This is a genomic window from Rhizobium altiplani, from assembly GCF_001542405.1.
Taxonomy (GTDB): domain Bacteria; phylum Pseudomonadota; class Alphaproteobacteria; order Rhizobiales; family Rhizobiaceae; genus Rhizobium; species Rhizobium altiplani.
In genome coordinates this window covers 35,416-54,862 of sequence record NZ_LNCD01000033.1, presented here as the reverse complement: position 1 = coordinate 54,862, position 19,447 = coordinate 35,416, and the positions used below count along the sequence as shown (strand labels likewise).

The following is a 19,447-nucleotide window of genomic DNA, read 5'->3' as shown; positions in this document are numbered from 1 at the left end:
TTTCCTTCTGATAACCGTTTCCGCAAGACGGCGCGTCTCAGGAGCGAACCATGACAGAATTGCCAAGAGAACCGATGACCATCCGTTCGATGCCCGAGTTGCTGGCAACGGCGAAGGCCATGGAGACCGAAGCCATTGCTGGCTACGAGACGCTGGCGGACCATATGCGTCGATCGCGAAAGCCCGACCTGGTTGCCGTGTTCGAACGCCTGGCTGCAGAGGAACGCGGCCATCTCGCTTCCGTAGAGGATTGGTCAGGTCAAATGGGAATGGCCAGCGTCGCTGCGGGCGAAGAACCGGAGGACGTCTTTGACGATGAAGGGATGAACCTCACGGACCCCGCGCTGCTTTCGGCCTATCGGGCCTTTTCGGTCGCTGTGCGAAACGAGGAACGGGCCTTCCTCTTCTGGACGTATGTTTCGGCCCACGCGCCAACACAGGAGATTGCCGAGGCGGCGGAACGTATGGCGCGCGAGGAGCTCGGGCATGTCTCTGTTCTACGCCGCGAACGGCGTTTGGCCTTCCATCAGAAGCGCGCGCAGACTGAAACGATCCTCCTGCGCGAACTTGAAACCAGACTTGACGCTCACCTTCGGACACTAGTTCGAAATGATCATCCGCCCTCGCGAGAGCCGACGACACTGCGACAGAACGGCTGGGCGCAGCGCGTTGCAGCCTTCGGGGGACGCATATTGAAGTTTGAGAACTCGGTGGGGGTGGCAGATATCCCGCCCACTGCGCTAGCAGAACTGCTTCTTGATTTTTATCTCGGCGAGGCGGAGCGATCCAGGGATGAGCAGACCCGTAACCTCGCTCAGCTTTACGCGGGTCAGCTCGTCGCGACCTTGGCATTGTTGCGACAATGATGACGATATGGCGGCTTTTCAAGGATGAACAGGCAAGGGTCGAAGAACTCCCAAGGGCTTCCAGCCTGCCTGCTCGCCGAAAGGAACGCCGAACACCTCCGAAGGATGCTCGATCGCTTCAAACGGAAGCGCGCATCCTTCGACTATTCAGGTCGAGGAAAGAACCTCGTGTCGGCGCCCAAGGCTCATTTTCGAAATCGAATATCGCGCCTGGACACATGACGGGAAACTCTGAGCCGTCTCAAGCAGGTCCTTCGTTCTGCGCGCCGCAGAAATCGTGACACGCGACGAATTTGCCAACGCTATCGGTCAGCCTTGCACGTCGAGCCCGATATCCAGCGTCGGCGCGCTGTGCGTACACCAGCCAACAGAGATGAGGTCGACGCCTGAGGCGGCGACCGCGGCAACCGTTGCAAGCGTTACGCTTCCCGAGGCTTCGGTAATCGCGCGACCATCGACGATTGCGACGGCTTCGCGCAGCTGCGCCGGCGTCATATTGTCGAGCAAGACCGCATCAACACCCTCTCGCATCGCTTCACCGAGCTGCTCGAGCGTATCCACCTCGACCTCGATCTTGACCATGTGCCCAACGCCCGCGCGGGCACGACGGATCGCCTCGGCCACGCCACCGGCAATCGCCACGTGATTGTCCTTGATCAGGACGGCATCATTAAGCGCAAACCGATGGTTCATGCCCCCGCCGGCGCGCACCGCGTATTTTTCCAGGGCCCGCAGCCCAGGTGTCGTCTTGCGGGTGCAGGCAATCGACGCCTTCGTGCCCCTGACCGCCTCAACCAAGCTTGCCGTCACCGTCGCAATGCCGGACAGATGTCCAAGAAAGTTCAGCGCCGTGCGCTCCCCCGTCAGCAACCCACGCGATGGTCCAGTGATCTCCGCGATGATGTCACCGGGCCTGACCGGGGATCCATCCTCCATATGACGGGCCATGGTGATCGTTGGCTCGACCAGTTGGAAGGCGAGTTCAGCTGCATCCAGGCCGGCGACGACACCGGGCTGCCGCGCCACCATAACCAGAGACGAGCGATGATCGGCGGGGATGACCGCCGCCGAGGTAATGTCGCCGGCAAGGCCGAGATCCTCAACGAGGGCAGTGCGCACCATCGGCTCGATAATAAGGCGTGGCAACGGGGCAAGGGACATATCAGGCACTCCGGGCGAAAGAATGGGTGGCGGCATGTGCGACATCGAGCACATCGGCAAATGTCATGAAGCGGCGTTCGGAAACGGGCAGCTTCAGCGGAAAATCGGTGCGGGCATGGGCTCCGCGGCTTTCCTTGCGCAGCATTGCGAAGACGGCAATTGTCAATGCAACGATCGCCGGGTCAGCAGCGGGTCCGTCGGATTCCGCGAGGGGCAGCAGGGTGGCGATCGCACCCTGGAGAGCCCCGGCATTGCGCAGCACGCCGAGGTGACGCGAGACGATCGCGCGCACCGCCGACGCATCCGGTGCCGGCCCGGGTAAAACTGCCGGGGTCGACCGAACGGTGCCGGGCAATGTCGCTCCAATATCACCGGCGGCCCGAATACCAAGAGCTGCCGCCTCGAGCAGCGAATTGCTGGCCAGACGATTGGCGCCGTGCAGCCCGGTCGAGGCGGCTTCGCCGATGACCCAAAGACCGGGGACCGAACTGCGCCCCGTCAAATCGGTCGCAACACCGCCCATGTGGTAGTGGACGGCGGGGCGCACCGGAATGAGATCGATTGCCGGGTCGATTCCGGCGTCCTGACAGAGTGCGTGGATCGTTGGAAAGCGGGAGGCAAAGCGATCGCCGAGCGCAGCACGGGCGTCGAGAAAGACACGCCGCCCCAGCGAGAGTTCGGCGCTGATGGCGCGCGCAACGACGTCGCGCGGAGCAAGCTCGGCGCCGTCGAAACCGGTCATGAAGCGCTCACCCCTGTCGTTGACGAGAACAGCTCCTTCGCCGCGCACGGCCTCGCTGACAAGCGCCAGGGGCCGTCGCGCTGAGTCAAGGCCGGTCGGGTGAAACTGCACGAATTCCATATCGGCAAGCCTTGCCCCTGCCCTTGCCGCCAGCGCGATCCCCTGGCCGAAATTGCACATGGGATTGGTGGTGGCATCGTACAGTCCGCCAATCCCGCCTGTGGCCAACACCACCCGGTTCGTCATGATGGCAGCGGTTTGCCCTCCCCGGCTGATGACCATACCGGTGACAGATCCGTCATGGCTCAAAAGCGAGCGCACCTCGGTTGCATCGAGCGTGGTAATCGAGGGCGTGTTGGCGATTGCCTGCACCAGAGCGGCGATGATCGCAGCACCCGACCCATCTCCTGATACATGTACGATGCGTCGACGCGAATGTGCCGCCTCAAGGCCAAGGACCAGGCGACCCTGACTGTCCTGATCAAAAGCAACGCCGGCGCGCTCCAGGGCGGCGATGACGGCCGGCCCCTCTTCGATGATCTCGGATGCGGCTTGCGGGTCGCACAGGCCGTCGCCGGCAGCAAGTGTATCGGACAGATGCAACTCGATGCTGTCATTCTCGCCAAGGCTTGCGGCAATCCCCCCTTGCGCCCAGGCGCTGGAGGTCTGCGCACCAATGGCGCCGCGGGTTATGAGCACAACCGGCTGCGGCGCCAGCGTCAGCGCTGTCATCATACCGGCGAGCCCGCTTCCCACGACGACGACATGCCCGCTCAATGACCCGAGAGGCGCGGTCATATCGCAAGCATCCGCTCGACCGCACGCCTTGCAGAAACGGCAACTTCAGGGTCGACGGTGACCTCGTGGCGGTTTTCCTCGAGTGCAGCGCGGATATTGGCGAGCGTGATCCGTTTCATGTGCGGGCAAAGGTTACAGGGGCGGATGAACTCAACATCAGGATGGTGCACAGCGACGTTGTCGCTCATCGAGCATTCGGTGAGGAGCACGACACGGGCCGGACGCTGCTGCCCGACAAAATCCGACATCACAGCCGTCGACCCGGCAAAATCCGCCTCGGCAACGACCTCAGGAGGACATTCTGGATGCGCCAGCACCGTCACCCCGGGATAATTCTCACGAAGCTGTCTGACATCATCCGCCGTGAACAGTTCATGGACCTCACAATGACCATGCCAGGCAAGCACCTCGACCGACGTTTCGCGGGCGACGTTTCGGGCGAGATACTCGTCCGGAATCATCAGCACGCGCGGCACGCCGAGCGACTCGACAACCTGCTTGGCATTTCCCGATGTGCAGCAAATGTCCGATGCCGCCTTCACGGCCGCCGAGGTGTTCACATAGGTAATAATAGGCACGCCGGGGTGAGCTTGGCGTAGAAGCGCCACATCCTCGGGCGTGATCGAATCCGCCAGCGAGCAACCGGCCCCCATATCCGGGATGAGCACCGTCTTGTCGGGATTGAGGAGCTTGGCCGTTTCGGCCATGAAATGCACACCTGCAAGCACGATGATATCCGCCTCGACGTCAATCGCCTTGCGCGCCAGCGCCAAGCTGTCGCCGACGATATCGGCAACCCCGTGGAAGATTTCCGGCGTTTGATAGTTATGCGCAAGAATGACGGCGTTTCGCCGCCGCTTCAGCTCAAGGATCGCCTCGACATCGTCTTCGAACGACATCCACTCCGCCTTGGGGATGACGCGGCGAACGCGCTCGTAGAGCGAGGATGCGGAAACGCTGTGGTTCATGGCCGGCTCCTATTTATACTCAATTAGAGCATATCTAGAACCCATAGATATTCTCGTTATGAGCATATGTCAATTGCGGGAGATTGGCAGCTTTGATCCGGCGAGCGCGCGTTCTTCCAGGACAGCATGGCGATAACGGAAAAGCTTTGCGGGGCGTCCGCCCGTTTCGCTCGTCGTCTCGCCGGTTTCCTCGACAAGTTCCTGCTGCTCGATCAGCCGACGGAAATTCTGCTTGTGCAGCGTCAGCCCGGCAAGCGCTTCGACGCTGCGCTGCAACTGCAGCAGCGTAAAGCTCACCGGCATCAGCTCGAAAACGACCGGGCGATACTTGATCTTCGCACGCAATCTCGCAATGCCTGTCGCAAGGATACGGCGATGGTCCGCGAACATTGCCCGGCCCGGATTGGTCTCGGCCGCGCAGCCCGACTCGCTCACAACGCCCGCTTCATAGAGGAGCTCGTAGCGCTGCAATACAAGATCCTCGTTCCATGAGGCCTCGCCGAGCCCAAAGGCGAAATTTGCCCGGCGGATCCGATCCTCACGACGGGACGGATCACGCTCGGCCCACGCCATAAGGCAGTCGACCAGGTGGTCGAGGACCCCCGGTCGCCCGGTGCGCCAGTCTTCCCACGGAAAATAGCCATACCAGCCCTGCCAGCCGGGTCGGCCGCCGCCTGGCGTCGCCTGCTCATGCACGAGGCCGAGGTAGCTGATCGAAATCGTCCGGCCACCCAGGATTTCGTTGTTTCGATCGCGGTCGGCGAAGGTATAGAGCTGTTCCAGATAGCCGACCGGATGGCCCGTCTGCTCCTGAACCCATTCACGCAGACCGCTTTGCAGTGTGCGATGTCCCATTTCGAAGGGACCGGACGGCAGTGCATCACCGGATCGGATCGTCATGACACGCGGTTCGCCACCCGTTACCGCAACCAGTACGGCTATCAATTCGGCATGAGCAAACCCGATCGTCACGGCAGCTACGAATCCATCTGTATCGACTGATCTATCAGTGGCATACCACATCGCGACGCGAAAGCGCTCCGGAGTTTGGAGGCGGAAAGGCTCGCCAGCACACAGGATTGCCGCTACCTCGACGCGAAGGAATCCGTCAACTTAAAACGGCCGGCTGCGCACGACCTGTGGTTGCTGCTCCCCGTAACGGAAATTTGCGATTTAAACCCCTCGCAAATCGGGCCGAAAGCCGAATATCCAATATGTTGCCCATCGGCTCTCTATGCGGGATAAAAAACACATCAACGCAATTGATCCGTTCAATTATCTCCGTTAGGTTGATTGCTGGCATAATAGTCGCGTAACAACCGGCGTTGGAAGGAGAGAGCGATGAAGGAAGGTCCCCATGCAGTTGATGTTCACGTCGGGAAGACAATCCGCATAAAGCGTCTGATGCGTAAGGTATCGCAGACCGAACTCGGTGATCGGGTCGGCGTCACCTTCCAGCAGATCCAAAAATATGAAAAGGGATCAAACCGCGTTTCCGCGAGCATGCTGGTCGAAATTGCCGGCGCCCTCGATGTCGACGTCCGATCTTTCTTCGAGGACGTCAACCCCAACTCGGCCAACGATAATCCAACGCCCAGCGAGGAATTCGTTGTTTCCCGCGACGGCGTGCTGCTCAATGCCGCTTTCCTGTCGATCAAGAACGAGCATGTTCGCAAGAAGATCGTAAAGCTCGTACAGGCAATTGCCGGCATGGAACAGCTGGACGACGGCGAGTAAAGGCGCAGTCCCAACGTCACCCCGGTCCGTCAGTGGCAGTCGAGAAGCACTAGATTCTCGCTGGCATCCTTCATTGCGACCTGCGTCTTGGTGCCGATCAGCTTTTCGAGGTTGACGTCGAGCTCCCGTTCGGGGTCAATCCCGTCCCAGTCGATGACCACCTGAAGAAGAGCCATGTTGGTCAAGTGCATCAGATTGTTCAGCTTGAGCTTCTGGGCCTCATCCTTTGCCGCCGAGAGCAACCGGAAGATTCTAGCGTACTCGCTACCCGTACCCTCGTCCCGCGTCAGAATGTTCATTGTCACTGCCTTCTCCAATGATGAGCCTTCCGGGCTTCAGCGATATCCATCATTCAGGTCCGGCGTTACTTGGGCGTTACAGGCGTGACAGCACCTGTGACTTCCGCCCGCAAAAGCTCCCAATGCGAGGTGGCGGCGAAGCCCCAGTCACGCGGCTGGGGAGCAAACCTCACCTCCAGCAGATATTGCAGGACGAGTTCGGCGTCCTGACGCTTGCGCTCGACCTTTCCGGCGCGAATCAGCCGCAGGATCTCCTTGGCACGGCCGTCACCGGAAAGGGTGCAGCCTTCGACGACCTTGGGATAGGTACGCTCTGAGAAATGGATCGAACGGCCCGCGAGCAACAGCATCTTGTGCTCGGCGGGCGAAAGTGCGCCCTGACGATAGAGACCGTCGATCGTCGGCTGAAAATCCACCCACGGAACCGAAAGCGGCAACCAGCCGAGCTCTTCTGGCGCATGCACGAGCGCGACGGCCTCGTCATCGATCAGGCGACCCTCGGCATAGTCCTCGTAGATCGTGCCGACCCCAACCATCCCGAACGCGTCGCATTCGGCTGCGCGAAGCGCGCCCATGCTGGCACCCCCGACAACGATGACATTGTGCTGCAGCCCATAGAGGATTTCCTTGTGCCACACAGAGGGCACTTCCCCGAAGTAGCCGTCAACAATCCCGATCGCATGCGCTCCATCTCGCACCGCCTGAAATATGTCGCCGCGTGCAGCCGGCCCACGAAAGAGGATCGACGGATTCTCGACCCGAAGCCTATCGATGTCGGCGCCAAAACTCGGACCGCCAAAAATGACCTTCATTGCATCGCTCCCTGCATGGCGCTCACGGCACGCAATCCGAGTTGAATGAATTCGCCGCTGACATCCACCTCAAGGCCAGGAACGATCATACGAACGACCGAGACCGGCAGACCCGGATGGGAAAGCGGCACGGCCACCACCTGATCGATGCCCCTCGACCTGAGGCGATCGAGAATGCGGCCGATGTTTTCCTGCATGGTGCGCTGCGGAGCTTCGAGAGAGAATTTGGGAGTAACCGGGGCTTCGTCGCAGAGATTGATGAGCTCTTGCATCGGGCCACCATTATCGAGCCTCTGATAGAGACGCGGGGAAAAGTCGTCACGACTGCCGGCAATCGCCGTCAGTCGGCTCTGTGCGGCCTCGGTGATTGCTCGCAGTGCCGCGCGAACAGGATCAGGATGGCATCCGCATCCCCCGCAAACATGGGTCCAGCGGGCATCCACGCGCTCGCCGAGATTGCCGGGAATGATAACTGCCAGAAAGCTCGGAACGCCAATATCGGTCGTCATGTCGAGCAGCAATAGACGCATTCCAGCGCGCCGGATGCGATCGACAATGATATCGAGCACAGGGTCGCCGAACGCGATCGGATCAATCCGCGCGCCGCGCAGCTGTTCATAGGGACGCAACTGCGTCAGCGCCCACGCGTCGCGTTCAACCAGTTCACAAAGACCGTGAAGCACGGCTTCCGCCGGCCGGTTTCCGGATGCGAGACCGTCGCTCGACTGCTCAAAACCGGACGGCCGGGTGCCCCGATGGTCGAGGCCGACGAGTGGCCAGGGAACGAAGACGGGACGGTTGGACATGATATCGAGGCCCTCGCCCCAGGCGATCGGCTCGGAACCAATCTCCGAAGGGACACAACGGGCCACCGAATCAAGGTCGATCATCGACGCATGCTCAGCCCTCATGCCGGCGACGGTCGCAATGACAAGGTCGCTTGGCTGGCTTTCGGCAACACGCGTCTCCACCGCCTCCATCGCAGCCGAGGTCATTGCCGCCTCCTCGTCGATGCCCTTTCCCTGGAAGACGGAAAGCGTATAGCTGTTCGGTCGCGTGGCAAAGGCAACGGGGATCTCAAGGAGATCCAGCGCGGTGAGCAGACCCACCCTTGTAATACCGAGTTCCTTGAAATGCGGCTTGATCGCCGCGAATGTCTGTCCAGGCGTCAACGAGCGGTCGTGATAGCTGTTGATGCCGGCCGATGAGAGGCTGAGATCTTGCGCCAGGCGCTCGAGTGCGGTCTGAACAGACATTCGCATCAATCCTCAACGGAACTTCAGGGCGTGAACGATATTTGCCGTCGCGTTCGTGTCGAGCTGCACTGCTTCCTGCTTCAGGACGGCCTGAGCGGCTGCCGAAAGACGGACTGCAACGGGCTTGATCTGTGTCGTCGTCATTGTTTCATCTCCTGTTTGAAAACAGCATTGCGCTGCGGACACAGAGAAGATGCACCAACGGGCGTTATTTCGGCGTGACCGAGATTTTCATCAGAAAAGAGGGAAAACGCCGAAGTTGTAGCGCTTCAGGACAGTCCGGCGATGCGAAGACCGTCGATCAGCTGACGCGTGTCCTCCGGATTGCGATCCGGCACGAATTGCCAGACGTCATCCGTACGGAAATCCGGGAAATTTTCGAGGACAATGGCGGCATAACGCGACGCAGTCCGGAGGTCGCCGTTCTTCGCATGAGCTGCGGCCAAGAGGCGCGAGGTCGCCGGACGATCCTTGACGCGATCGAGAACCTCGATCGCCTTTGCGTAATTTTCCTGGACGAAGTGAATGCCACCGAGGTTCCAGTAGTAGTAATCCGGAGGCAGAGGATTGAGCTTGATCGCCGCCAGGCTCAACTCCAGTGCCCTGTCACTCTGTCCGTCATGCAAAAGCGCATCCGCGTGGTCGGCGAGGATATCGGCGTCATTCGGGTTGAGCATCTGCGCTTCCGCGAAGAAATCGAGGCTGTCGCTGAAGCGGCGACGGTAAAGAGCGACAAAGCCCAACTCACGCATCGCCCGGCCACTATTGGGGTCGGTGTCGCGCGCAAGCCAGGCGGACCGGTCGGCGTCCTCCAGTAATTGCGTGTCCTTCATCCCGCGCACCAGCCACTCCATGCCGAGCACGCGCGCCATTCCGGCGTGCGCGGATGAGAACCTGTCGTGACGGGCCAGCGCCGATTTGAACCATTTGCGCGCCTGCCGCAGATGCTGCAGATCCGTCTTCGAAACGAGACGCTTTCCTTCAAGGTACAACCGATACGCCGACGGGTTGACGTCATGCGTCATGTCCAGAAGCTCGCGGCGCTCGATCGTGTCGGCAAGCGTCATCACGATACGCCGCGCAAGCTGCCCGAAGGAGTGATTGACCTTCTGCATTGCGAGCGGCAGGTCGATTGCCCACAGAACCTCGGCCGTTGAGGTCTTCGTCAATCGGCAGGTCGCATAAATGTCGTCATCACGGCCATGGATGGTGACATAGACCGTATAGTCGAAGCGCAGTTCAGGCGGCGTTGGAGCAGCAATGCCCGCAAGATTGCGATTGACGATTTCCAGACTGGTATGAGCGGCAATAACCTTGAAGCCACGTTGCTGGCTCAGCCCGATCGTTACTTCTTCCAGCAAGGCTCGCCCCACACGCTGCAGCATCGGATCAGACAAAATCGAATCCGGCGGCAAAATGAGGACACGGGGCTGCCCGACCGGGTCGGTGGGCGCGATCGCTGGCACAGTCATCTGCGAACTGGCCAGCATGGCTGGAGCGATGATGCCGAGTTCCTGCGCGAGGGCCTGCGTCACGCCATCCGGTTCCGCACCATATTCGGTTTTCAGCTCGCTGCGGCAGCGAAAATATGCCTGGCGCGCAGCTGCAAGATCTTCCGCGTCAACGTGCCTTTTCATCAGCGCCCGGCAAGCGACCTCGTTCGCAGGGTCGGCCTCGACGAGCAGACCCGCGAGGAAGAGGACATCGTCGGAGGTTCGCTTTTCCGGCCTTTCAAGCAGTGAAATGATATGGGCTTCGCGACGGTCGGCGATGCGCTGTCGCTCCACACCGATGCGCTCTTCCGCTTCAATCGTCGGCGCCTTGAACCCCTCGAGGAGATCGCCGCCAAGCAAATCCCACGCAGGACGTGGCAACGGCGCGGCCGTATTGGTCAAGACCAGCACGTCGGCATTCCATCCCTCGTCGTTGAACGAGACATGGCTGTTGGTCGTCCTGACAAGGCGGGGCATATCATCAGGAATGCTGCGATCGATACGCGCAAGTAGCTGGCGCAAGCTGCCGGCACGCTGTTTGGATTGATCCGATTGCCAGAGTATGCCGCGCAGGATCTCGCGGTCCATGGAATATTGCGGCGCGCCCACCAGGAGAGCGAGCAACGCGTAGGCCTTCTCCGGCAATGCAATCTCGTGCCCCTCTGCAAAAAGCGCAGGCGTTCCGAGCAAGCGGAGGAAGTGGCTGTGTTTCCCTGTCACGGCAACTCGCGATTGGAGGATCCGCCAAGAGTATAGGACCAAACACCGACAACGCAAAAGGATTATGCTTGTCCGGCTGGAGTTTTCAACCACCGGGTGATTTTGGTGGATGGATCGCAGCGGCGCCTGCGAGGGCGCTTACGCTGCAAATTCGGTGCCAGCGAACCGCCAGTCAAGGAAATGGCGCCGATCAACCGACCGGCACCACCAAATCTAATCGCAAGATTGCTGGCTTAGGCCGCGGCCGAAGCAAAACCGGCAGTCGGAACTTCCGAGATCGTTTTCAGAACCTGCGAAGCGATCTGGTAGGGGCAACCCTGAGAGTTCGGGCGACGATCTTCCAGATAACCGCGATAGCCATTCTTGACGAAGGAATGCGGAACGCGGATCGAGGCACCACGGTCAGCAACACCGTAGGAGAACTTGTTCCACGGAGCCGTCTCATGCTTGCCGGTCAGGCGCTTGTCGTTATCAGGGCCATAGACGTTGATGTGGTCCATCAGGTTCGCTTCGAATTGCGCCATCAGCGCTTCGAAATAAGCCTTGCCGCCGACTTCGCGCATGAACTTGGTCGAGAAGTTGCAGTGCATGCCCGAGCCGTTCCAGTCTGTGTCGCCGAGCGGCTTGCAGTGATACTCGATGTCGATGCCGTACTTTTCCGTCAGGCGCTGCAGCAGATAGCGTGCCATCCAGATCTGGTCGGCAGCCTTCTTTGAGCCCTTCCCGAAGACCTGGAACTCCCACTGACCCTTCGCCACTTCGGCGTTGATGCCTTCGTGGTTGATGCCAGCTGCGAGGCACAGATCAAGGTGCTCCTCGACGATTTCGCGAGCGATCGAACCCACGTTCGAGTAGCCAACGCCGGTGTAGTACGGACCCTGTGGAGCCGGATAGCCGGTTTCCGGAAAGCCGAGCGGACGACCGTTCTCGTAGAAGAAATATTCCTGTTCGAAACCGAACCATGCGTCTTCGTCGTCGAGGATGGTGGCGCGGCTGTTGGACGGATGCGGGGTGACGCCATCAGGCATCATGACTTCGCACATGACGAGAACGCCGTTGGTGCGCGCCGGGTCCGGATAGATCGCGACCGGCTTCAGCACGCAGTCAGAGCTGCGGCCTTCGGCCTGCATCGTGGACGAGCCATCGAAGCCCCAGAGCGGGAGTTGCTCGAGCGTCGGGAAAGCGTCGAATTCCTTGATCTGCGTCTTGCCGCGGAGATTTGGTACCGGGGTGTACCCATCGAGCCAGATGTACTCGAGCTTATACTTGGTCATTTGCGAGTCTCTCAAACATAAATCGTGAGTAAAACCTCACGCGAACCGACCGTTGAAGCGACCAGGCCGCGAAGGGCTGCCAAATGATATGCACGTCGCGTGCCAGTTTGGTTTGAACGGCATCGCGAACTGTTCAAAGCTCGCCGGTCGATCGGCGGTTACAGGCTAGTTGGCCGTGATCGTGGGCGTGGAACTGATAGCGGACTCAATCATTTAGTCGCAGTGAAATGGTTGGCGCATTGGTCGAGAAGCTCCGAAGGCGGGGCGCCTTCAAGTGCAACATTTTTTTCGCACCCACCTTACAATGATTATTTTTTATGCGTTTGCCTATATTCTGAACTTTCAAAGATTCTGATATAAACCGCAGCAAATTTGGATGCTCATTATTCCGACAAATATTGCACTTTTTTCCATCATATCGCGCAAATCCTGTGCACATGTGCTATCGTCGCGTCGACGTCTTCGGAGGCAGGTGAACAAGGAGGCACAAAATGGCCGTTGGTGTGCATCACGAGACTGCAACGATCTACGCGTTTCCACAGAAGCGCTTTGGCGCGGGCGAAACACGTCAAACAGTTGATATTGAACAGGGGATGGCTCCATCCGTTTACGAAAGTTGCTGGTATCACGAAGAGGCAATGAAGAAAGCCGAGACACCCGCAATGCCGAAATTCACGCCCCGCATCGTGGATTGATCTTCGCCCAAACGATGCCAGCCATGTTACAATGGCGCTTAAGGCAGCGTGCCTAACTGTCCGCAGGCGCGCGTTCTGCAGCACATAGCCCCATCTGAATGCACAGGATGTGCTGGAGCGTCCCATACCCATCGCAGCGCTCTTGCACACGGCGCTCGCGCGGGCCATGAGAGAGTTTGCAGATCGAGCCTGGGCAACATTTCATGGTCAAGAAGCAAATCGCGATCCTCGGCGGCGGGCCGGCAGGCCTGATGGCCGCTGAAAGCCTGTCGTCGGCCGGGCACACCGTCACAGTCTATGAAGCAATGCCGACCGTTGCGAGGAAGTTTCTCCTTGCCGGCAAGTCCGGGCTAAACATCACCCACTCCGAGGACTACGATCGCTTTGTGTCACGCTTCGGCACGTCGAATGCCCGCCTGCGCCAAGCACTGGACGGCTTCAAGCCGTCGGATGTGAGAGCCTGGGCCGCAGGGCTCGGCACCGAAACATTCGTCGGATCTTCGGGTCGGGTATTTCCAACGGCCATGAAAGCCTCGCCGCTCCTGCGCGCCTGGCTGCGAAGGCTTGAGGCGCAAGGCGTTCAGATCCTCACCCGGCACCGCTGGATAGGTTTTTCGGATGGAGGCTATGTGATCGAGGCAAGCGGGGCTGCGCATGTGGTCAAACCAGATGCAGCCCTGCTCGCACTTGGCGGGAAGAGCTGGCCACGGCTTGGTTCGGATGGATGCTGGCTGCCCTGGCTGAGAGAGAAGACCATCGCCGTCGATGAGTTTCAGCCTGCCAACTGCGGCTTCGATGTCGATTGGAGCGAGCACCTGCGGCAGCGTTTTTCCGGTGAGCCGGTCAAATCGGTGACGGCAACCTCGAGGGTCGGCACCATTCCGGGAGAATTCGTGATAACCCGGCATGGCATCGAGGGCAGCCTCGTCTACGCCCACGCGGCCGTTTTGAGAGAGAGCTTGGCGGCTGGCGAAACCACAACGCTTGACGTCGATTTGGTGCCGGCACGCACACAGGAGCGCATCGCCAATGCGCTTGGAAAGCAAGATCCAAAAGCAAGCCTGTCAAACCGGCTCCGCAAGGCAGTTGGCCTTGATGGCGTGAAGGTGGCGCTTCTGCGAGAGCTCGCAAGCGCCACAGACCTCAATGATCCCGATCGACTGGCGTCTCTGATCAAGGCCCTGCCGATCCCCGTTCAAAGAACGCGCCCGATCGCCGAGGCGATTTCCTCGGCAGGTGGCGTCGAGTGGGGGGAGATTGACCGGAACTATATGCTGAAGGCACTCCCCGGCCTCTTCGTCGCCGGTGAGATGATCGATTGGGAAGCCCCGACAGGCGGCTATCTTCTAACAGCATGCTTTGCCACCGGCCGGGCCGCCGCGCGAGGGATCGACGCCTGGCTCGGCGAACGCTAGACGCCCCCAATCCGAGTTCCAGCGCCTATGGCGGAAGGCCTTGCCGGTCACCCGTGACGTACGGGATCACAACTAGACACTATGACTTGCGTTGGAACGTATGTTCCTTGGTGGGGAACTGCCCGGTGCGGACCTCCTCGGCGTAAGCTTCGACGGCTTGAGACACCAGAGGGCTCAAATCAGCGTAGCGTTTCACGAAGCGCGGTTTGAAGTCGTTGAAAAGCCCCAACATATCGTCCGACACGAGTACCTGCCCGTCACAGGCAGGGGATGCGCCGATGCCGATCGTCGGCACGGGAATGGAAGCCGTGATGTCACGAGCAACGGGCTCGACGGTTCCCTCGACCACGACCGCGAAGGCACCGGCTTCTGCGACTGCCAGTGCATCGCGCCTGATCTTTGCAGCCTCCTCATCGGAATGGCCGAGCGACCGGAAGCCACCGGCCGTGTTGACGAGCTGGGGCATCAGCCCCACGTGACCGAAGACCGGAACGCCTCTTGCTGTCAGGAACGCAATCGTCTGCGCCATTTCTTCTCCGCCTTCCAGCTTGATGCCGTCGCATCCGGTCTCTTGCATCAGCCGGACGGCGCTTCGAAAGGCCTGTTCCTTTGATTCCTGGTAACTACCGAAGGGCAGATCGACGATGACGCAGGCACGCGATACGCCGCGCATAACGGCGCGGCCATGGGCAGCCATCATGTCGAGCGTCACGCCAACTGTTGTTTCCATGCCGTAAAGGACCATACCAAGCGAATCGCCAACCAGGAGAAGGTCGCAGTGTGGATCGAGCAGGCGGGCGATCGGCGTCGTATAGGCCGTCAGGCAGACGACACGGTCCTTGCCCTTCATCGCCCGAATCGAGGCTGTCGTCAGCCGCTTCTGCTTGCTATGGGTGCTCACTACGCTGCCCTCGAATTCTTGACCGATTTGAGCCCGATGATCTTGTTGTCGAGAAGCCGGGTCGTGCCGACACGCACGAAAAGCGCGACAAGGGCAGGTGCCGATTGCAGCGAGGATAATCGTTCCAGGGTTTCCGGGTGCCGCACCGCGACCACTTCGGGCGTGGCGAGCGGCTCCGTCGCGATGAATTGCCTCAACGCAGCCTCCAGCTCCTCGGGACTATCGCAGCCCTTCGCATAGAGCCGCTCGGCTTGCGCCAGCGCATTCGGCACGACAATGGCCGCCGCCCGCTCACGCTCGCTGAGATAGACGTTGCGCGACGAGCAAGCCAGGCCGTCGGTCTCCCGTACGGTCGGCACGGCAACGACACGAACCGGCTGGGCGAGATCCCTGACCATCCGCTTGATGAGCGCCACCTGCTGGTAATCCTTCTCGCCGAAATAGGCACGATCCGGCTGCACGAGGTTGAAGAGCTTCGTCACAACGGTCGCGACACCCGCGAAATGTCCGGGGCGGACCTCGCCTTCCAGTTGGTTTCCGAGTGCCGGCACATCGACGACCGTCAGCATCGGCTCCGGATACATTTCGCTGACATCAGGTGCAAATAGGATATCGACGCCGGCGGCCTCGAGCATCGCGCTGTCGCGCGTCAGGTCACGCGGATATTTGGCAAGATCCTCATTGGCCCCGAACTGCAGCGGATTGACGAAGATGGATACAACGCTCGCCTCGTTTTCGGCGCGGGCACGCCTGACCAACTCCATGTGTCCGACGTGCAGGAAACCCATCGTCGGCACAAAGCCGATCGCCTTGCCGTCGCGCCGATAGGCACCAAGCTGATCGCGCAATTCTGCGATCTTGCGGATAGTGCGCATGAAACCTCCTCCGAATTCTCCGGGGACCTCCAGGAGGGGCCGGACAAATGGTGGCGGATAGAACTCGATTTGACGAAATGCGTCAACGCGGGCCGCGGGATTATATCGATTAAGCAGCAGACTGGGCATGGGTTATTTTCAGCGGGCGAGCGATGACGCGCCTGGCAGGCTCAAAGGGCCAGGGTGTTGAACGGGTGAATGGGCGGAGGATCTCCATCAACCGCAATCGCGCGTCCGATAACCGTGTCATGCCTGCATTGAATCAGGGGATTTTGTTTATTCTTTTTGTCCAAACTCCGCCCCAGTGATGGTAGAAGAAGGCCTCGATGGACGAATGCCCTTCATGGGTGTCACGGCAATGTCCGAACAGCGACGGAGGGATGGTGACCAATCCTTATGAGATTCTCGGGGTCCGGCGAGACGCGACCGACGAACAGGTGAAGGCTGCTTATCGGCGTCGCGCAAAGGCGACGCATCCGGACTCTGGTGGCGACCAGGAGGCGTTCAGCCGCGTCCAGAAGGCCTACGAGCTTCTATTGGATCCAGTTCGCAGAAAGGTCTTCGATGACACCGGCTACGATGTCGAACTCGCCGATCCTATCGATCTGCAGGCACTTATCGTCATCGAAAAGCTCGTCAATCAACTGACCCTGGACGAACGCGAGCCAGGCACGTTCGATCCCCTCGCCCGCATGCGGTCCGACCTTTCTGAGGAAATGCGCAAGGCGCGTTTCAGCAAAAGAGAACTCGAGCGCCACGCCTCACGCATCGAGCATCACCTGGAACGGCTGGAGAAGCGACCGGCGACCGACATCCTCGGTTCCATGTTGCGCGCACGGATCAAGGCGATTTCGACTGCAATCGGCGAAACCGAGGCGAAGATCAAGGCCAATGAGCGCGCCTGTGAAATGCTTTACGACTATACCTATGAAGTAGACGTTCAGGAAGGCGAAGAGGGCCTTGCCGTGGAGGACCAGTCGGCGCCGGCCCTGCGAGGCAAGCGTGACGATCGCCCGCTTTGGGTCGTCCCGACTGCCCAGGAAGGTTGATGCGCCGCGAGGTTACGCGGCGCGCTGCTCCGTGCCCTGGATGGCGGCAAGCTTCCACTCGTCCGCCCCCTTGCGGACGAAGGTCCAGACTTCCGTTGTTTCCGTAGGTCGACTGTTGTCCCCACTGACGAGCTTGCCATTTGCCCGCTCGACAAGCGCATCGACAGACGAATAGCGCATCGCGAGCGTCGCGTAGTCCGCGCCATCCTCCCGCCAGGCTTCGGCAATATCGCCCTGCAGCAGCTTGACGTTGGAGACTTCGTTGCGCACGCCGTTCGTCGCATTCTCCCCCAGCTCCTCGGCCAGGTAGGACATGGCCTCCGGTGTCGTCAGACGACGCAATGTGCCGTAGTCTTCGGCACCATAAGCGGTCTGCACCTCCGTCAGCAGTTGCTCGAAGCGGTCGAGATCGCGTGAACTCAACCCGAGCTCGTCATTTGGTTTCGCGCTTGCCTGTGGCTGTTGATAGCCCAGCCCCGATCCAATCGACGGGATCTGAAACGACCCGTTGCCGGCTGGAGTCATATTGCTAGCCGTTGCGCGACCAGGACCGCCATAGGCCGGTTGGCGGCGATTGGCGAAGAAGCGCATGGCAAAGGAAATCGCAATCGCAATCAGAGCGATTTGCAGCAACATGCCGAGGAAGCCGAAGCCGCCACCAAAACCGTGGCCGAGCAACATGCCAAGAAGACCGCCAGCGATGAGGCCGCCGATCATCGACCGTCCGAAGCCGTTGAAGAAGCCGGGCCGCTGCGCGCCGAGCGGTTGCTGGCCGGCATACGGCGCGTTGGTCTGCGGGCGAGGCGTCATCGACCGCTCAATCGGTGCGGCAGGCGAAGGCGCGGTGCGGGTAACGGGCGGCGCCTGGAAGGTCCGTGTACCACGGCTGCCGAATCCGAAGCCTCCGGCCCGGCGCGCATCAGCCTCGCCGATCGAGGCAAACACGGTAGCGCCTGTCAGAGCGGCAATCGCCGCAATCTTGGCAAAACGCGAAACGGCACTCGGCATCCAATCTCTCCTGTCATGACGAATGATGCATGTCGGGAGCTTATATAGGGATTGCCTCGCGGGTTTGAAGCCTTAGGGGCGATCTTCATTGGCAGACATCGACCCAGGTTGCCTTGGTGAGTTGCGCCAAGCGTTCGGTCGAAATGCGTACAGCTGAATTGGTGGAGCCGGCTGCCGGTACCACCTCGTCAAATTGCCTCAGCGAGACGTCGCAATAAATCGGCATAATCGTTTGTAAACCGAAGGGGCACACACCCCCCACGGGATGGCCGGTAACCTCCACGACCTCGTCTGGCCCAAGCATCCGGCCCTTGCCCCCGAAGGTATCCTTGAACTTCCTGTTGTCGAGCCGCGCAAGCCCGCCGGCAACGACGAGCATCGTTTCCTCACCGACACGCAGGCAGATCGTCTTGGCTATCTGGGCGGGATCGACCCCATGCGCCTCCGCAGCCAGCGCCACCGTCGAGGAACTTTCGGCGGTTTCGATGATCTCGATGTCGGGAGCATGTGCACGGAAGAACGCGCGAACGGTTTCTAGACTCATGGGCAAAAGCTAGCGTAGGACCTGGATGAAATGAACCCCAAATTGTCAGTGTCTATGCATCCGCTGATCCGGTCTCGATCAACTTCACGCTGTTTTCCTGACAGAGGCGGCGGATCGACGGCGCAATGCACCGATCGGTGATGAACGTATGCACCTGGGGAAGCTGCGCGATGCGGACGGGCGCAGTCCGCTCGAATTTTGTTGAATCAGCCACGAGGATGACATGCCGCGCATTTGCGATGATTGCCTGCGCGACTTTCACTTCGCGAAAGTCATAGTCAAGCAGTGCGCCATCCTCGTCGATCGCAGACGCGCCGATAACCGCATAGTCTACCTTGAACTGCCTGATGAAATCGACGGCTGCCTCCCCCACAATACCGCCATCGGAGCCACGCACCACGCCGCCAGCGATGACGACCTCGATCGTCGGGAACAGTCGCAGTCTGTTGGCAACGTTGATGTTGTTGGTGATGACCATCAGTTCGTGATGGTTCGTCAACGCATCCCCGACCGCCTCGGTTGTCGTGCCGATATTGATGAAAAGCGAGGCGTTATTGGGAATGAGACCGGCTGCTGCAACGCCGATCGCCTGTTTCTCCGTGGCCGCAATCTGGCGCCTCGCCTCGTATTTCACGTTCTCGGTACCACTCGGGAAGGTCGCTCCACCATGGACACGCGTCAAGATCTGTGCATCGCAGAGGTCGTTCAGATCCTTGCGGATCGTCTGCGGCGTGACGGAGAAATGGGCAGCCAGATCCTCGACGAAAACGCGGCCGTTCGATTTGGCCATTCCGACTATTTCCGTTTGGCGATCGCTCAGGAACATGAGCCCTG

20 protein-coding genes are annotated in these 19,447 nt (G+C 60.1%); 5 read left to right on the top strand and 15 right to left on the bottom strand.

Translation table 11 applies throughout. From position 1 onward, the window contains the following. Positions 1-50: 50 nt before the first annotated feature. Positions 51-866, top strand: a complete 816-nt coding sequence (locus tag AS026_RS06040; protein ID WP_062368973.1) for a ferritin-like domain-containing protein — start codon at positions 51-53, stop codon at positions 864-866. Between the two features lie 309 nt (positions 867-1,175). Here the strand turns inward: AS026_RS06040 and nadC are convergent, their stop codons facing one another. From nadC to AS026_RS06020, 4 genes are all read right to left on the bottom strand, one after another. Then, positions 1,176-2,027, bottom strand: a complete 852-nt coding sequence (nadC, locus tag AS026_RS06035) for a carboxylating nicotinate-nucleotide diphosphorylase (RefSeq protein WP_062368972.1) — start codon at positions 2,025-2,027, stop codon at positions 1,176-1,178. A gap of 1 nt (position 2,028) precedes the next feature. Next, complete coding sequence (locus AS026_RS06030; RefSeq protein WP_062368971.1) at positions 2,029-3,567, bottom strand: L-aspartate oxidase; 1,539 nt, start codon at positions 3,565-3,567, stop codon at positions 2,029-2,031. Beyond that, on the bottom strand, positions 3,564-4,535 hold the full coding sequence (nadA, locus tag AS026_RS06025; RefSeq protein ID WP_062368970.1) for a quinolinate synthase NadA: 972 nt from the start codon (positions 4,533-4,535) through the stop codon (positions 3,564-3,566). Before nadA ends, AS026_RS06030 begins: the two co-directional genes overlap by 4 nt. 69 nt (positions 4,536-4,604) lie before the next feature. Beyond that, a complete protein-coding gene (locus AS026_RS06020; RefSeq protein WP_062369102.1) occupies positions 4,605-5,507 on the bottom strand; it encodes an NUDIX hydrolase in 903 nt (300 codons plus the stop codon). Positions 5,508-5,876: 369 nt separating this feature from the next. Here AS026_RS06020 and AS026_RS06015 point away from each other — a divergent pair, with 369 nt between their 5' ends. Then, positions 5,877-6,272 (top strand): helix-turn-helix domain-containing protein, encoded by a 396-nt coding sequence (locus tag AS026_RS06015; RefSeq protein ID WP_018858114.1) that lies wholly within the window; start codon positions 5,877-5,879, stop codon positions 6,270-6,272. Between the two features lie 29 nt (positions 6,273-6,301). On the opposite strand, the gene AS026_RS06010 is transcribed toward AS026_RS06015, so the two are convergent. The 6 genes from AS026_RS06010 to AS026_RS05990 all read right to left on the bottom strand — a co-directional run bounded on the left by AS026_RS06010 (position 6,302) and on the right by AS026_RS05990 (position 12,126). Next, positions 6,302-6,571, bottom strand: a complete 270-nt coding sequence (locus tag AS026_RS06010; protein WP_018858115.1) for a hypothetical protein — start codon at positions 6,569-6,571, stop codon at positions 6,302-6,304. A 65-nt stretch (positions 6,572-6,636) separates the two neighbouring features. Beyond that, entirely contained in the window at positions 6,637-7,383 is a 747-nt protein-coding gene (locus AS026_RS06005) for a TfuA-like protein (RefSeq protein ID WP_062368969.1), read from the bottom strand. Further along, positions 7,380-8,639, bottom strand: coding sequence for a YcaO-like family protein (locus tag AS026_RS06000; RefSeq protein WP_062368968.1), 1,260 nt, complete (start codon positions 8,637-8,639; stop codon positions 7,380-7,382). Before AS026_RS06000 ends, AS026_RS06005 begins: the two co-directional genes overlap by 4 nt. A gap of 12 nt (positions 8,640-8,651) precedes the next feature. Further along, complete coding sequence (locus tag AS026_RS43955; RefSeq protein ID WP_007795609.1) at positions 8,652-8,783, bottom strand: hypothetical protein; 132 nt, start codon at positions 8,781-8,783, stop codon at positions 8,652-8,654. Positions 8,784-8,908: 125 nt separating this feature from the next. Further along, positions 8,909-10,852 (bottom strand): AfsR/SARP family transcriptional regulator, encoded by a 1,944-nt coding sequence (locus AS026_RS05995; protein ID WP_062368967.1) that lies wholly within the window; start codon positions 10,850-10,852, stop codon positions 8,909-8,911. A gap of 233 nt (positions 10,853-11,085) precedes the next feature. Further along, positions 11,086-12,126 (bottom strand): glutamine synthetase beta-grasp domain-containing protein, encoded by a 1,041-nt coding sequence (locus AS026_RS05990; protein WP_018858119.1) that lies wholly within the window; start codon positions 12,124-12,126, stop codon positions 11,086-11,088. Between the two features lie 491 nt (positions 12,127-12,617). On the opposite strand from AS026_RS05990, the gene AS026_RS05985 reads away from it, so the two are divergent. Together AS026_RS05985 and AS026_RS05980 are read left to right on the top strand one after the other, a co-directional pair. Further along, entirely contained in the window at positions 12,618-12,821 is a 204-nt protein-coding gene (locus tag AS026_RS05985; RefSeq protein ID WP_062368966.1) for a DUF2735 domain-containing protein, read from the top strand. A 203-nt stretch (positions 12,822-13,024) separates the two neighbouring features. Next, positions 13,025-14,236, top strand: a complete 1,212-nt coding sequence (locus AS026_RS05980; protein WP_062368965.1) for a TIGR03862 family flavoprotein — start codon at positions 13,025-13,027, stop codon at positions 14,234-14,236. A gap of 79 nt (positions 14,237-14,315) precedes the next feature. Here the strand turns inward: AS026_RS05980 and panB are convergent, their stop codons facing one another. Both panB and panC read right to left on the bottom strand, forming a co-directional pair. Beyond that, complete coding sequence (panB, locus tag AS026_RS05975) at positions 14,316-15,137, bottom strand: 3-methyl-2-oxobutanoate hydroxymethyltransferase (RefSeq protein WP_025660600.1); 822 nt, start codon at positions 15,135-15,137, stop codon at positions 14,316-14,318. Next, on the bottom strand, positions 15,137-16,012 hold the full coding sequence (panC, locus tag AS026_RS05970) for a pantoate--beta-alanine ligase (RefSeq protein ID WP_062368964.1): 876 nt from the start codon (positions 16,010-16,012) through the stop codon (positions 15,137-15,139). Before panC ends, panB begins: the two co-directional genes overlap by 1 nt. Before the next feature lie 383 nt (positions 16,013-16,395). Here panC and AS026_RS05965 point away from each other — a divergent pair, with 383 nt between their 5' ends. Continuing rightward, positions 16,396-17,061: a J domain-containing protein gene (locus AS026_RS05965; RefSeq protein ID WP_062369101.1), complete on the top strand. Its 666-nt coding sequence runs from the start codon at positions 16,396-16,398 to the stop codon at positions 17,059-17,061. 12 nt (positions 17,062-17,073) lie between these two features. Here AS026_RS05965 and AS026_RS05960 read toward each other — a convergent pair whose 3' ends face one another. The 3 genes from AS026_RS05960 to AS026_RS05950 all read right to left on the bottom strand — a co-directional run bounded on the left by AS026_RS05960 (position 17,074) and on the right by AS026_RS05950 (position 19,439). Next, entirely contained in the window at positions 17,074-18,069 is a 996-nt protein-coding gene (locus AS026_RS05960) for a Tim44 domain-containing protein (RefSeq protein ID WP_062368963.1), read from the bottom strand. Positions 18,070-18,154: 85 nt separating this feature from the next. Further along, positions 18,155-18,613 carry a YbaK/EbsC family protein gene (locus AS026_RS05955; protein ID WP_062368962.1) on the bottom strand — a complete coding sequence of 153 codons (459 nt, stop codon included), beginning with the start codon at positions 18,611-18,613 and terminating at the stop codon, positions 18,155-18,157. A gap of 52 nt (positions 18,614-18,665) precedes the next feature. Further along, a complete protein-coding gene (locus AS026_RS05950; protein WP_025660595.1) occupies positions 18,666-19,439 on the bottom strand; it encodes a DeoR/GlpR family DNA-binding transcription regulator in 774 nt (257 codons plus the stop codon). Positions 19,440-19,447: the final 8 nt, after the last annotated feature.

Bases quoted from the DNA above. Each gene is read 5' to 3' on its own strand.
- AS026_RS05990 (WP_018858119.1), bottom strand. From the start codon at position 12,126: ATGACCAAGTATAAGCTCGAGTACATCTGGCTCGATGGGTACACCCCG.
- AS026_RS05985 (WP_062368966.1), top strand. From the start codon at position 12,618: ATGGCCGTTGGTGTGCATCACGAGACTGCAACGATCTACGCGTTTCCA.
- panC (WP_062368964.1), bottom strand. From the start codon at position 16,012: ATGCGCACTATCCGCAAGATCGCAGAATTGCGCGATCAGCTTGGTGCC.
- AS026_RS06000 (WP_062368968.1), bottom strand. From the start codon at position 8,639: ATGTCTGTTCAGACCGCACTCGAGCGCCTGGCGCAAGATCTCAGCCTC.
- AS026_RS05960 (WP_062368963.1), bottom strand. From the start codon at position 18,069: ATGCCGAGTGCCGTTTCGCGTTTTGCCAAGATTGCGGCGATTGCCGCT.
- AS026_RS05950 (WP_025660595.1), bottom strand. From the start codon at position 19,439: ATGTTCCTGAGCGATCGCCAAACGGAAATAGTCGGAATGGCCAAATCG.
- AS026_RS06010 (WP_018858115.1), bottom strand. From the start codon at position 6,571: ATGAACATTCTGACGCGGGACGAGGGTACGGGTAGCGAGTACGCTAGA.
- nadC (WP_062368972.1), bottom strand. From the start codon at position 2,027: ATGTCCCTTGCCCCGTTGCCACGCCTTATTATCGAGCCGATGGTGCGC.
- nadA (WP_062368970.1), bottom strand. From the start codon at position 4,535: ATGAACCACAGCGTTTCCGCATCCTCGCTCTACGAGCGCGTTCGCCGC.
- AS026_RS05980 (WP_062368965.1), top strand. From the start codon at position 13,025: ATGGTCAAGAAGCAAATCGCGATCCTCGGCGGCGGGCCGGCAGGCCTG.
- AS026_RS06005 (WP_062368969.1), bottom strand. From the start codon at position 7,383: ATGAAGGTCATTTTTGGCGGTCCGAGTTTTGGCGCCGACATCGATAGG.
- AS026_RS06015 (WP_018858114.1), top strand. From the start codon at position 5,877: ATGAAGGAAGGTCCCCATGCAGTTGATGTTCACGTCGGGAAGACAATC.
- AS026_RS06030 (WP_062368971.1), bottom strand. From the start codon at position 3,567: ATGACCGCGCCTCTCGGGTCATTGAGCGGGCATGTCGTCGTCGTGGGA.
- AS026_RS05955 (WP_062368962.1), bottom strand. From the start codon at position 18,613: ATGAGTCTAGAAACCGTTCGCGCGTTCTTCCGTGCACATGCTCCCGAC.
- AS026_RS43955 (WP_007795609.1), bottom strand. From the start codon at position 8,783: ATGACGACGACACAGATCAAGCCCGTTGCAGTCCGTCTTTCGGCAGCC.
- AS026_RS06040 (WP_062368973.1), top strand. From the start codon at position 51: ATGACAGAATTGCCAAGAGAACCGATGACCATCCGTTCGATGCCCGAG.